This is a genomic window from Pontibacter locisalis, from assembly GCF_042684605.1.
GTDB lineage: Bacteria > Bacteroidota > Bacteroidia > Cytophagales > Hymenobacteraceae > Pontibacter > Pontibacter locisalis.
In genome coordinates this window covers 1-13,061 of sequence record NZ_JBHULU010000003.1, presented here as the reverse complement: position 1 = coordinate 13,061, position 13,061 = coordinate 1, and the positions used below count along the sequence as shown (strand labels likewise).

The following is a 13,061-nucleotide window of genomic DNA, read 5'->3' as shown; positions in this document are numbered from 1 at the left end:
TTTAATCCGGTTCTTTTCTTTTTTAGGATACAAATTTAGAGACAGCAGTGTTGGGCGAGATTTTAAAGTACCTGTCGGTTTACCTGGTAAGCATGGTGAAGTTTTTCGGAGGACCTGTAACCGGAGTGACTTTAGGTTTATCCTATACCGAAACCGTTTTGCTGACTATAGCAGGAATGATGACAAGCGTTGTGATTTTCTCTATTATCGGAAGGGCTTTTTCTAAATGGATGTCAGCCCGGCGGCGTGCAAAGAAACAGCCTGTGTTCAATAAAAAGAATCGGAGAGTAGTGCAGGTATGGAGGATGTTCGGGATAATAGGAGTAGCTTTTTTAACGCCCGTGATATTTACACCGATCTTCGGTACAGTGGTTGCCGCATTGTTCGGCGCTTCTCAGAAACGCATTATCCTGCACATGCTATGGAGTGCTGTATTCTGGAGTGCTTTGTTAAACCTGTTGGTTTTTGAGTTCGGAGACTTGGCGCTTCATATCTTTTGATAAGAAAAAAGAGCTGTCAGAAAAGAGGCCTGCAGTAAGTAAATACTGCAGGCCTCTTTTCTATTATTTTTTTCCTCTTCCTTTTTTCTTTGTTTTCTGCCAGAACGAGTTCTTTGGATCACCTTTCTTTTTACCCTTTTCGAAATTAGACTTGTGCCTGCCCTTCTTTTCATGGAAGGCCCCTTTAAAATCTGGGTTCTCACGACGCTTCTGCCGGTCTACATCACGAGCCATCGCCTGCTGCTCCTCAAAGGGAGTTTCAAACACTTTCACCTCTGCAGGCATAGGTATCTCCGGGATCTGCATGCGGATGATCTTCTCAATCTTGCCTACATGATACATTTCAGCGTCTGTGGCAAACGTAATAGCGGCACCTTCATTCTCGGCACGTCCTGTTCGGCCAATGCGGTGAACATAGTCCTCATAAATCAAAGGCACGTCAAAATTGATCACATGGCTTACCATGCTTACATCAATGCCCCTTGATGCTACATCAGTCGCCACTAAAAAACGCACGTCGCCACCTTTAAAAGCCTCCATAGAGTTGATGCGGGTATTCTGGCCTTTATTTCCATGTATGGCGCGTACCTCACCATAGTTCCGGTGCTCCAGGAACTTTGACACGCTTTCTGCGTTTTTCTTGCTCCGGGTAAAGATGATCACACGTTTAAATGTTTCCTCATCCTGTATCAGGTGCTCGAGCAGCTCGATCTTGGTGCGTAGGTTAGGTACGCGGTAAAGTGTTTGTGTTACAGTTTCTACCGGTGTGGCCTGTGGGGTTATCTCCACCCGTGTCGGGAACTCGAGGAACTCCTCTGACAGCTCCACCACTTTGTCGGGCATGGTGGCTGAGAACAATAAGTTCTGGCGCTTGCGCGGAATCACTTCCAGCAGCTGACGGATCTGTGGCATAAACCCCATGTCCATCATTTTATCAGCCTCATCTAATATCAGCGTCTTCAGCTCCTTTAGTATTAGCTCTCCCTTCAGGTACAACTCCATCAGGCGCTTTGGAGTGGCGACAAGTATATCAACCCCCTGGTTGATAGTTTCAATCTGTGTTTTTGGTCCCAGACCACCATAAATAGCCAAGTGCCTGAGGTCTGTATACTTTGCCAGTAGCTGAATGTTCTCCTCTATCTGCATCACCAGTTCCCGGGTTGGAGCCACAATAAGCGCGCGCGGGTTCTGGCCTTGTGCATACTTTACTTTCATGAGCAGCGGCAGCAAAAAGGCGGCAGTTTTACCTGTTCCGGTTTGGGCGATACCTAGTATGTCGTGTCCGGCCATGATCAGGGGGACAGCCTGCAACTGAATAGGTGTGGGCTTTTCATAACCGGCATCAGCAATAGCATTTAGCAGCTGTTTGTTCAGCTTAAAATCTGCGAACGTGGTTATTTCTTTCTCTGCTTCTTCTGCCATGATTCTAGGGTGTGATATATTGTATTGATTTACAAAAGTACGTGAATTTTATGGTTGAGAGGTGAAGATTCCCGTTTGAGTCAGGAAAAGCCAGTATCATAGCTTATATTAGCTGTTGTAAAACCCGTTAGCACTTCATGAAATCTATTTTAATAAAAAACGCACAACTCGTAAACGAAGGAAGTATAACCACTGCTGATGTTCTGTTGCAAGACGGACGTATTTCACAGATCGGTCAAAACCTCAATGCTGAAGCTGATGAAACAATTGATGCGACTGGTTTGCACTTGCTACCAGGTGTGATTGATGACCAGGTGCATTTTCGTGAGCCGGGCCTGACGCATAAGGCAAATATTGAAACAGAGGCCAGGGCTGCTGTGGCAGGTGGTACCACCTCTTTCATGGAGATGCCAAACACCGTTCCGAACGCTACCACGCAGGAGCTGCTGGAGGATAAGTATAAAATAGCTGCCGAAACCTCGTTGGCAAATTACTCCTTTTATATGGGAGCCACTAACGATAACCTGGCGGAGGTACTGCTTACCAATCCCAACACTGTTTGCGGAATCAAGATTTTTATGGGCTCTTCTACGGGTAACATGCTCGTGGACAACGAAGAAACACTGGAGCATATCTTCGCGAAAGCCAAATTGCCTATAGCCGTGCATTGCGAGGATGAACAGATCATTCGCGATAACATGGCAATCTATGAAGAGAAGTATGGTGAGGATATTCCGGTCAAGTGCCACCCGGAGATACGTAACGAGGCGGCTTGCTTTAAATCATCTTTCCTGGCAGTAAAATTGGCTGAGAAGCACAACACGCGCCTGCACATTCTGCATATTTCTACAGAAGAAGAGCTTAAGCTGTTCCGCAATGATATTCCGCTGGAGCAGAAAAGAATCACTGCCGAGGTGTGTGTGCATCACCTGTGGTTTGATAAGGAAGACTATGATAGGTTTGGTACCCAAATCAAATGTAACCCTGCTATAAAAGAGCATCGCCACAAAGAAGCTTTACTAAAAGGCCTGTTGGAAGACAAGCTTGACGTAATAGCCACTGACCATGCCCCCCATACCTGGGAGGAGAAGCAGGAGAAGTATAAAAAAGCACCTTCAGGAGTGCCTCTGGTGCAGCATTCCCTGCAGATGATGATGGAATTTGTACGTGATGGGAAGCTAACGTTGGAAAAGATGGTGGAGAAAATGAGCCATGCGCCAGCTATACTCTTTAATGTGCGTGAGCGTGGCTATATCCGGGAGGGGTATTGGGCTGACCTGGTATTGGTGGATATAAACAAACCTTATACAGTTACCAAAGAGAACACTTACTACAAATGTGGTTGGTCTCCCTTCGAAGGACATACGTTTAGCAGTACTATCACGCATACTTTTGTTTCAGGCCATATGGCTTTCTCCAACGGTACATTTGATGAGAGAAAGAAAGGTGAGCGGCTACTGTTTGACAGGTAAAGTATGGATCTAAATAAGTTTAAAGAACTACATGCCCGCTTTTTTGGCAAGGAACTGCCCGAAGAAGTGCTGCAATCCGATGAGTACGAGGCCTATTCGGATGCCATTCATGAAAATGAGGATTGCTATAACTGGGCAACAGCTGAAAAGCTACAAGCTGAAGGGTTCGACTATAAAAGCTATTGCTGCCTGATGATGGCCGATAATGTATATAGTAGCTTGGATGAAGAAGGAGAAATAAGAGGGGATGATCCAAGTGTAATTATCAACAAATGGGATGAAGGTTTTTATGGTATCCCGATCCACGATGGCGGAACATCTATGGTTGTAATTAACTATTGCCCCTGGTGTGGAACCAGGTTAAGCAAGTAATTATCTTCTGCTTAGAAACTTACCTGATAAGAGGTTAAGGTAGATAAAAAAAATGCTCAAAAATGTGTCGCAGATATTGCATTGTGTGATTTCATGCTTATATTTGCACTCTCAAATGAGACACGGTGGTTGTAGCTCAGTTGGTTAGAGCACCAGATTGTGATTCTGGGGGTCGTGGGTTCGAGACCCATCTTCCACCCAAAGCCCTTGAAGCTAACTTCAAGGGCTTTTTTATTTATCTTTGTTCTGTGCTGAGGCATTTCCGGTTTTAAGGGTGTCCTTTTTTGGCTGTGCCTCCACTTTTAATTAGTAATTCAAAATTCGTAATTGATAAAAATATGAGCTTAGTAGTAGTAGGTTCGATGGCGTTTGATGCGCTGGAGACACCCTTCGGGAAAACAGATAAGATTGTAGGTGGCGCGGCTACATACATTTCCTTGTCTTCTTCATACTTTGTGAAGCCTGTAAATGTAGTGTCAGTGGTTGGCGGTGACTTTGACCAAGACCACATTGCCCTGATGCACAAGCGTGATATCAGCACTGAAGGTGTGCAGGTAAAAGAAAATGAGAAGTCTTTCTTCTGGTCTGGCCGTTACTTCAACGACATGAACAGCCGCGAAACACTGGCTACAGAGCTTAATGTTTTAGGTGATTTCGATCCCATCATTCCGGAAAGCTACCAGGGTTGCGAATATCTGATGCTGGGTAACCTGGCGCCACAGGTGCAGCGCACTGTAATTGAGCGCCTGAATGAGCGTCCGAAGCTAGTAGTGATGGATACCATGAATTTCTGGATGGACATTGCCCTGGATGAACTGAAAGAGACAATGGCGATGGTAGATGTGCTTTCTATCAACGACGAAGAAGCACGCCAGCTAAGCGGCGATTACTCTTTGGTAAAAGCTGCCAAGAAGATCATGGCCATGGGCCCAAAATTCCTGATCATCAAAAAAGGAGAGCATGGAGCATTATTATTTAATGAAGACAAGGTGTTTTTTGCGCCAGCCCTGCCGCTGGAGGAAGTATTCGATCCAACCGGGGCCGGTGATACGTTTGCCGGGGGCTTTATTGGTTACCTGGCCAGCTGCAACGATACAAGTTTTGAGAGCATGAAGCGTGCTGTGATCTATGGTTCAGCCATGGCATCTTTCTGCGTGGAGAAATTCGGTACGGAGCGCCTGAAGAACCTTACGAAAGAAGAGATTGAGAACCGCGTGCAGCAGTTTGTGAACCTGGTTCAGTTTGATACGGTGCTGCAGTAGTCCAATTAAAGCTTATACAGAACAGAAGGGGGCATTAGCTTCCCTTTTTGCATTTTCCGGTATTGGTTGCTCCGCTTCTATTTTGAAAAAAATGTAACAAAGTATGGATGATGGGGGTAAAACTAAGTATAGACTAATGAGGAGATTGGATTATGAGCATAAAGAACGAAAATAAAAAAGATATAGATGAGCTGAAGAAGAACAACCCCAACCAGGTTGATCCTAACAAGCCAATGGGCAACATTAATGATAGCCCTAACCGCAATGCACTAAACAAAGACGCTACAAAAGTGCAAAACCCTAACCGCAATTTAGCGAAGGGTGGGAATAATACTCCCTCAAGAAAGAAGTAGCGCATACCAAGCAAAATAACAACTATGAAAATTCTGAAGGAGGATGGCCTTAGCGGCTTTCCTTCTTTTTTTATGCCCCGGAAGGTGTCGTTTCTGTACAATTGCTTATCTTTCGTTTGCTCATAACGTTCACGCATGTACAAAACTGATATCTGCATACTTGGTGCCGGACCAGGCGGTGCCACCACTGCACTTCATCTTGCCCAAAAAGGAATCTCTTCTTTACTGATAGACAAAGCAACTTTCCCACGCGACAAAATTTGCGGCGATGCCCTGAGCGGAAAAGTCGTGAATGAGCTGCGGCGTATCTCTCCCGAACTTCCCGAGTTATTTAGCCGGGAGCAGGCGGTGCAGGTGCCGTCCTGGGGAATCCATTTTATTTCTCCAGGCGGGCAAAAGCTAAGTGTGCCGTTCAAGTATAACTATAAACCTGAAGAGGATGCTCCGGCAGGTTATATTTCCAAACGGATTGACTTTGATAATTTTCTAATAGAACAGGTAAGGCTGCGTCCGGAAATCAAACTGATAGAAGGAGCCGATATTACGAGGTACGAACGGCAGAGAGATGGTAGCTTTACATTGTCAGACAAAGAGGGGAAGATACAGGTAGAGGCAAAGCTTTTAATAGTGGCCAATGGAGCTCAGTCTGCCTTTACCCGCCATGTGGCGGGCCTGCAGCAAGAGCCAGAGCATTACTGTGCGGGTCTGCGGGCTTACTATAAAGGTGTGGAAGGGCTGGATAAGGATAACTTTATTGAACTGCACTTTTACAAAGACTTTTTACCAGGTTACTTCTGGGTATTCCCGTTGCCAAACGGGTTTGCTAATGTAGGAGTTGGAATGTTGAGCAGCGCCATCAGCAGTAAAAAGGTAAATCTGAAAAAAGAGATGCTCCGAATGATTGAAACGCACCCTGAGCTGCAGAAGCGTTTTGGCAATGCAGAACTTATCGGAGATATCAAAGGATATGGTCTGCCCTTAGGTTCTAAAAAGCGGTCCTTGTCTGGCGACAACTATATGCTGGTAGGAGATGCCGGGGCGTTGATCGATCCTTTTACCGGCGAAGGTATCAGCAACGCCATGATCAGTGGCCGTTGGGCAGCAGAGCAAGCGTCAAATTGCCTGGAACAGCAAGACTTTTCTGCTGCCTTTATGCAGGCTTACGATAAAGCTGTCTACAATAGATTATGGAAGGAATTAAAGCTAAGCCGGCAGATGCAGAAACTTTTGAACTATCCCTGGCTGTTCAACCAGGTTGCAAATAAGGCAACCAAGAATCAGGCACTTGCCGAGACCATTTCGTGTATGTTTAATGATCTTGATCTGCGTGAGCGTTTGAAACAGCCATCGTTTTACTTTAAGCTACTTTTTAATTAATTAAGAGGAAATCATCTTTTCATCTCGAACGAAGCAGGGGCTATCAAGATCTTTAACTAACATTCGAGGTGAAAAAAAGGTTAAAACTCCTGCTTCAGCCATAGCTTAAAGTTCTGTTTCTCTTTTTCAGAGGCATCTTTTCTTTTTACTATAGTATACTTGCAATAGTAGCTTTTGCTGCTTTGCCCGAGTTGCACTACACGAAGCTGTTTTTCCCTGAATAGCGTTAACTCTATTTGTTGCTGTGCTTGCAAAGCCATAAGATGCTGCAGGTTATTCTCAATCTTACGGTTATTAATCGCTATTAATTCATCATCTACACTTAAAACTTTGCTGGCGGGAGACCCTGGAGCAACAGCAGTTACTTTTACCGTGCCCTCTGAGCTTACTTTAAAGCCGTATCTGCTTTCATAGATCAGCGGGTTTTCTGATTCATTTAGTGAGCATCCAACAAACTGCAGGGCCTCGTGCAGGGCCTCCTCGATCGGTGAAGTACCATTGATGTAATTGTCGAAGTACGATTTAAAGGAAATACCTGCAGTGTCATTTACTAGCTTGGCATAATCTTCTTCTGTGTAGCCGATCCCCTCCTTGCCAAATTGCTCCCAAAGAGCTTTCATTACTGTGTCAAGATTAACCTGATTCTGAGAGATCTGACGTAGCTGCAGATCCAAGAGGAGGGCTGTAAGAGCACCTTTGATGTAAATAGAAACCTTTCTGTCTGGTATACCCGGCTTATACCCATCCAGCCATAAATCGAAGGAGGAATCTGCTACAGAGAGGTTGTTGCGGCTGTAATCTGCAAAGTAACGTTGCAAAGATGTATTCATTTCCTCAAAGTACTGTTCTGCAGTGAATACACCTGAACGTGCAAGCATATAGTCTCCATAGTAAGTGGTAACACCTTCGGCTACGTAGCCTGTTTTAAAGTAATTCTCCTGCGCAAAGTTATAGGGGAGCAGCTCCTTAGGTCGGATGCTCTTAACATTCCAGGTGTGGAAAAGCTCATGCGAACTTACACCTAAGAATTCCTTGTAAAGTGCGGGTGTCATTAGAAGCTCCCCGGGCCCAAGTGTGATCACAGTGGAATTAGTGTGCTCCACACCATGATAAAAGCGGTATGGTAGAATCTCGTTTAGATAATGATACTCCTGCACCGGAAAATCGCCAAATACCTCCAATTGCTCTTTTGTGAAGGCAGTGAAATCATGTTTTATTCTTTCCCAGTCAGGCTGGCAGTCACCCTGAATCCAGATGTGGAAAGGTAAGCCATCTGCCTCATATGTTTCCCTCTTAAGGGTTGCGCTGGCAATCAAAGGACTGTCTACCAATTCATCAAAATCAACAGCTTCTAAAGTGTGTTTCTCTTTTTCAGGTAAGCCGCAGGCTATTTCCCAGTTTTCCGGAATTGCTAACTTTACCTGGCAGGTTTCCTGCTCACGGCCTTCTACTGCCATCAGGCAGTTTATCGGGTTCAGGTAGAGCTGCTCCTCACCTAACCATGAGCCACCGCCATCCATTTGTCGAGCATAAAAGCTATATCTAATCTCTATCGTGTCTGCTCCTCCTGTTTGTACTTTCCATCGGTCTTTTGTCTCTTTAGCTATAGCTATCTTTTCTCCTTTGGCACTTGCAGAAACTCTGCGTAGCTTCTGTGCAAAATGCTGTAACTCATAGCGGCCGGGGCGCCAGGCAGGTAATTGAAGGTATAAGCAAGAGGAGGTATTGTTAACTATGGTAATTGTGATGTCAAGAAAATGAGATAGTGGGTTTGAGTAGGAGAGGGAGTACTTTATCATATTTTGTTGTGTTAAAAAATGCAGTTTAGTTTTACGAAGGTGCCGAGGCCAATAAAGTTGCCTTTTGCTTACGGAAAAGAACCTGTAAGAGGCAAGGCAAATTTCGCCTCTTACAGCCTGCCCAGGCTATGCTTTCATATATTTTTGTTAAAATTCTGAAGCAGGCTTTGTAATTTACAAAAGGTTGTCTAATTTTGCAGGCCATAATAAAACCATTGGCAGACGATGAAAAGAACATTCCAGCCTTCGCAGAGAAAAAGAAGAAACAAGCACGGCTTCAGATCAAGAATGGAGACCGCTAACGGTAGAAGAGTATTGGCTAGTAGAAGAGCCAAAGGCAGAAAGAGATTATCTGTTTCTGACGAGAAAAGACATAAGGCGGCTTAATCCCTGACAGGGGATATGCTTCGCTTATTCGTTGCCGCTCATGCATAAAGAGCAAGCAGACGATACTAAAGCCGAGCAGCCAACTTCCTATACATTTTCGAAAGAAGAACACTTGTGTAGCAAGCGCCTAATTGCGCTGCTGTTTAGCAAGGGTTCTTCTTTTAATTTGTATCCGCTGCGGTTCGTCTTTTATACACCGCAGGATATGCCTTCTGGTACAACTCAGGTACTCCTATCTGTTTCTAAGCGCTATTTTAAACGCGCTACAGACCGGAACCGCTTGAAGCGGCAAATGCGTGAGGCATACCGCCTTAACAAGCATATTATTACCCAAAACCCGGAGCAAGCACCGCAGCTACTGGGCATCCTTTACATTGGTAAAGAAAAAAAGTCCTTTCAGATCATCCAAAAAAAACTAATTTCAGGTTTGGAACGTTGTTTGATTAAGTAGTCTTACCACGTCGTTTATACCTAGAAATTATGTACAAGAAGTCTATAGCCGGTGTTCTGATCGGTATCCTTACCTTAGGTTTATTTTCTTTTAAAACAGATTCTGAGCGTTATTTTGAGATTGCCAGGAATTTGGATGTATTTGCCACTCTTTTTAAGGAAGTAAACACCTTTTATGTGGATGATGTACCGCCATCTAAAATGATGCGCACCGGTATCGATGCCATGTTAAAGTCTCTTGACCCTTACACTAATTACATTCCCGAAGACGATATTGAAGACTTCCGTACTATGACCACTGGTCAATATGGCGGTATAGGTGCTATCGTTGGTAGCCGCGACGGGAAAATAACGATCCAGATGCCATATGAAGGTTCGCCGGCTCATAAAGCAGGGCTTGTTATTGGCGATGAGATTCTGAAGGTAAACGGAGTGAATGTAAGCGGTAAGTCTACTACAGATGTAACAAAATTGCTGAAAGGACAGGCAAATACCTCTGTAAAGCTTGATGTGCGCAGCTACGGGCAATCTAAGATCAGAACAGTGGAACTTGTGCGTGCCAATATCATGGTGGATAATGTTCCATATTATGGTATGATTGATGATCAGATAGGCTACTTTCAATTATCAGGCTTTACCGTAGATGCTTCTAAGGAAGTAAAAATGGCTGTGCAAAAATTGAAAGAGATGGGCGCAAAGAAAATAATCTTTGATCTGCGCGATAATCCGGGCGGCTTACTGCATGAGGCGGTTAACATTTCCAATGTTTTTGTGGATAAGGGAAAGGATATTGTGAGTACCAAGGGCAAGGTGAAGGAGTGGAATAAAACTTATAAAGCACTTGATGAGCCGCTAGATATTGATATTCCGCTGGTAATTCTAACCAGTTCGCGCAGTGCTTCCGCTTCTGAGATTGTGGCTGGCGTGATGCAGGATTATGACCGTGCCGTGCTGGTAGGCGAACGTACTTTTGGTAAGGGCCTGGTGCAGGCAACTCGTCCGCTTTCTTATAATTCTCAATTAAAAGTAACTACTGCAAAGTATTATACTCCGAGTGGCCGCTGCATACAAGCAATTGATTATGCACATCGCAACGAAGATGGCAGTGTGGGAAAAACACCTGATTCATTGCGCGTAGCTTTTAAAACAGCAGGAGGCCGTGTAGTATATGATGGTGGTGGTATAAATCCTGATGTGGAAGTTAAAAGAACTGACTATTCTGAGATCATCAAAACCATTGCCCGTAATGGTTACTTCTTCGACTACGCCAATAAGTATAAGGTAAGCCATGCTTCTATTGCACCGGCAAAACAGTTTAAATTAACTGATCAGGAGTACCAGCAGTTTGTGGAATTCTTAGCAGATAAAGATCTTTCCTACACTACTAATGTGGAGAGTGAACTGTTGGAGCTTACAGCTAAGGCAAAAGATGATAAGCATTATGATGATATTAAAAATGAGCTTGAGGCAATAAAGAGTAAAGTGTCGCATAATAAGTCTCAGGATTTGATGCGTTTTAAGCCAGAGATAAAAGAGATGTTGGAGGCTGAAATTGCTTCACGTTACTACCTGCAGAAAGGATATGTGGAATCGTCTTTTGATGATGATCCGAATATCTTGATGGCAAAGCAGGTTTTAAATGATTCTAATAAGTATAATTCTTACCTGAAACTAAAGTAGATTATACAATAATGATAAAGGAAAGGCTATGCTGTTAAAGTGTAGCCTTTCCCTTTTGTATTACTGGACGAGCAGAACTTTGCACCTTCGTTTGCTTCGCTTAATTTTGCAGAAGAAAATATACAACCAAAAGTATTATATGGCATCCACTCTATTGCTTGCCCTTGAAACCTCTACAACAGTATGCTCTGTAGCTTTATATAAAGGGCAGCAGCTATTAGGCTCTTCTGAGCTCCGGATAGAGAAGTCACATTCTTCTTATATAACAGTAATGATAGCTCAGTTGCTTGAAAATTGTGGAGAGAAGATGGAGAACTTAGGGGCAGTGGCCGTTTCCGGAGGTCCTGGATCCTACACAGGGCTAAGGATAGGTACTTCTACAGCAAAAGGGCTTTGTTACTCCCTGGAGATTCCTTTGTTAGAGGTGTCTACGCTACATGGAATGGCAGCTCAAGTAATAACACATACGCCGAAGCCAGAAAGGTTTCTGTTCTGCCCAATGTTGGATGCACGGCGAATGGAGGTATACGCTTGCGTGTTGGGCTCAGACTTACAGGAAATAGAGCCGGTTGCTCCCATTATTTTGAACGAGCAAATATTTAAAGAGCATCTTCAGGAACAGCCAATGATATTTTTTGGTAACGGAGCGAATAAATTGGAGGAATTGATAAAAGATCAGGAGCAGGCATTGTTTATAAAAGAGGTGGAGCCTTCTGCCGTCACTATAGGTAAGCTTGCGTTGAAAAGGTTTGAGCAACACCTGTTTGAGGATGTGGCTTATTATGAACCCTTCTATTTAAAGGATGTTTATATTACAAGTGCAAAAAAGTAGGAGCACTAGCTAAAACAAATACTATGTCAGAGATAATAAATAAAGTAGCACAAAGCGCTTTGGTAACTCTAAATCTGGAGGAGTTGCTTCAACCGGGAGAGCGGGTAGTATATGATATAAAAGATAACCTGTTTCACGGGCTGATATTAAAGGAAAAAGATTTCAGAGCGTTTGTAAAAGAAAACGATTGGTCGCAGTATGATGGAAAAAATGTTGCCATCATATGTTCTGCTGATGCGATTGTGCCGACATGGGCATACATGCTACTGGCAACAAAGCTGAGTGGGCACGCTAATTATTTTGTTTTTGGAGACTTGGAGGCTTTAGAGCAGGCAATGATGCAGGAAGCAATATCTAAAATAGATCCGGAAGAATACAGAGATGCTAAAGTAGTTGTGAAAGGCTGCGGTAGTGTACCTGTTCCAACCTATGCTTATGTAGAGATAATGCGAAAGCTTTTGCCAACAACCAGTAGTCTGATGTATGGAGAACCATGTAGTACGGTACCATTATATAAGAAGCCAAAGAATTCCTGATCAAGAAGACCTTTATAGAAAGAGCCCGGCACCAGTTGCCGGGCTCTTTTGTTTGGGGGCGGCCAGAAAAAAGCAGTATCCAGGTGGAATCAAACTCTGCTGACTTCCTGTTCTCCCAAAGCGCCCGGGGAAGACGGTCGGGGAAACTTAAAATTTTTCTCCCTGTTTTTCAGGGGGTTGGGCGGGGTGGCGGATTATTTTCACCTCTCCCCCTTGCGGAGAATAAAACCTTTCTTACTTTTGCATCCCGGTTCGGCAGGGACGGGGAAGTGAGAGGGTGAGAAGCGGAGAGCATAAAGACCCGCACAACGCTTTGAGCGGTGATTTTCTGCTTGAGAAGAGAAAGAAAAAAACTGAAAATTAGTGTTGCGGTTTTCAAAGCTTTGCTTACCTTTGCATCCGCTTCCTGAGGGAAGCTTTCTACGGGCGGCAGGCCCCGGAAAAAAAAGGAAAAAAAGTTGAAAAAGATGGCGGCGGAACGGAAAATGTTTCTTACCTTTGCAGCCCGCTCCGAGGGAAAGCAGTTCCGGCGGAGAGAGAAAAAGAAAGAAAAAAAAGATTGAAAAAAGTTTGGCGGTTTGAAAAGAAACACCGAACTTTGCACCCCGCAAAAGAGCGA

The 13,061-nt window shown here is 44.2% G+C and carries 14 protein-coding genes and 1 tRNA gene; 12 read left to right on the top strand and 3 right to left on the bottom strand.

Features of this window, described 5'->3' with window-relative positions; translation table 11 throughout:
- Positions 1 to 50: 50 nt before the first annotated feature.
- Positions 51 to 500 (top strand): hypothetical protein, encoded by a 450-nt coding sequence (locus ACFSRY_RS02270; protein ID WP_377503031.1) that lies wholly within the window; start codon positions 51 to 53, stop codon positions 498 to 500.
- A gap of 63 nt (positions 501 to 563) precedes the next feature.
- Here ACFSRY_RS02270 and ACFSRY_RS02265 read toward each other — a convergent pair whose 3' ends face one another.
- Positions 564 to 1,922 (bottom strand): DEAD/DEAH box helicase, encoded by a 1,359-nt coding sequence (locus ACFSRY_RS02265; protein ID WP_377503029.1) that lies wholly within the window; start codon positions 1,920 to 1,922, stop codon positions 564 to 566.
- A 137-nt stretch (positions 1,923 to 2,059) separates the two neighbouring features.
- On the opposite strand from ACFSRY_RS02265, the gene ACFSRY_RS02260 reads away from it, so the two are divergent.
- From ACFSRY_RS02260 to ACFSRY_RS02235, 6 genes are all read left to right on the top strand, one after another.
- Entirely contained in the window at positions 2,060 to 3,394 is a 1,335-nt protein-coding gene (locus ACFSRY_RS02260) for a dihydroorotase (RefSeq protein WP_377503027.1), read from the top strand.
- Between the two features lie 3 nt (positions 3,395 to 3,397).
- Positions 3,398 to 3,766 (top strand): DUF6980 family protein, encoded by a 369-nt coding sequence (locus tag ACFSRY_RS02255; RefSeq protein WP_377503025.1) that lies wholly within the window; start codon positions 3,398 to 3,400, stop codon positions 3,764 to 3,766.
- Between the two features lie 124 nt (positions 3,767 to 3,890).
- Positions 3,891 to 3,966 (top strand) — tRNA-His (locus tag ACFSRY_RS02250).
- 138 nt (positions 3,967 to 4,104) lie between these two features.
- Entirely contained in the window at positions 4,105 to 5,028 is a 924-nt protein-coding gene (locus tag ACFSRY_RS02245) for a PfkB family carbohydrate kinase (protein WP_377503023.1), read from the top strand.
- 152 nt (positions 5,029 to 5,180) lie between these two features.
- Positions 5,181 to 5,381: a hypothetical protein gene (locus ACFSRY_RS02240; RefSeq protein WP_377503021.1), complete on the top strand. Its 201-nt coding sequence runs from the start codon at positions 5,181 to 5,183 to the stop codon at positions 5,379 to 5,381.
- Between the two features lie 135 nt (positions 5,382 to 5,516).
- The gene (locus ACFSRY_RS02235; RefSeq protein ID WP_377503019.1) at positions 5,517 to 6,758 is read left to right on the top strand and encodes an NAD(P)/FAD-dependent oxidoreductase; all 1,242 of its coding nucleotides are present in this window, start codon (positions 5,517 to 5,519) and stop codon (positions 6,756 to 6,758) included.
- A gap of 80 nt (positions 6,759 to 6,838) precedes the next feature.
- Here ACFSRY_RS02235 and ACFSRY_RS02230 read toward each other — a convergent pair whose 3' ends face one another.
- Positions 6,839 to 8,557 carry a M61 family metallopeptidase gene (locus ACFSRY_RS02230; RefSeq protein ID WP_377503017.1) on the bottom strand — a complete coding sequence of 573 codons (1,719 nt, stop codon included), beginning with the start codon at positions 8,555 to 8,557 and terminating at the stop codon, positions 6,839 to 6,841.
- Between the two features lie 225 nt (positions 8,558 to 8,782).
- Between ACFSRY_RS02230 and rpmH the strand changes: the two genes are divergently transcribed.
- The 5 genes from rpmH to ACFSRY_RS02205 all read left to right on the top strand — a co-directional run bounded on the left by rpmH (position 8,783) and on the right by ACFSRY_RS02205 (position 12,442).
- Entirely contained in the window at positions 8,783 to 8,944 is a 162-nt protein-coding gene (gene rpmH, locus ACFSRY_RS02225) for a 50S ribosomal protein L34 (protein WP_219878235.1), read from the top strand.
- A 40-nt stretch (positions 8,945 to 8,984) separates the two neighbouring features.
- On the top strand, positions 8,985 to 9,395 hold the full coding sequence (locus tag ACFSRY_RS02220) for a ribonuclease P protein component (RefSeq protein ID WP_377503014.1): 411 nt from the start codon (positions 8,985 to 8,987) through the stop codon (positions 9,393 to 9,395).
- A 29-nt stretch (positions 9,396 to 9,424) separates the two neighbouring features.
- Positions 9,425 to 11,074 carry a S41 family peptidase gene (locus ACFSRY_RS02215; RefSeq protein WP_377503012.1) on the top strand — a complete coding sequence of 550 codons (1,650 nt, stop codon included), beginning with the start codon at positions 9,425 to 9,427 and terminating at the stop codon, positions 11,072 to 11,074.
- 139 nt (positions 11,075 to 11,213) lie between these two features.
- Positions 11,214 to 11,906, top strand: a complete 693-nt coding sequence (gene tsaB / locus ACFSRY_RS02210) for a tRNA (adenosine(37)-N6)-threonylcarbamoyltransferase complex dimerization subunit type 1 TsaB (RefSeq protein WP_377503010.1) — start codon at positions 11,214 to 11,216, stop codon at positions 11,904 to 11,906.
- Between the two features lie 23 nt (positions 11,907 to 11,929).
- Positions 11,930 to 12,442, top strand: a complete 513-nt coding sequence (locus ACFSRY_RS02205; RefSeq protein ID WP_377503008.1) for a DUF2480 family protein — start codon at positions 11,930 to 11,932, stop codon at positions 12,440 to 12,442.
- Positions 12,443 to 12,642: 200 nt separating this feature from the next.
- On the opposite strand, the gene ACFSRY_RS02200 is transcribed toward ACFSRY_RS02205, so the two are convergent.
- The coding region (locus ACFSRY_RS02200; protein WP_377503006.1) for a hypothetical protein at positions 12,643 to 13,061 on the bottom strand (419 nt) is incomplete at its 5' end.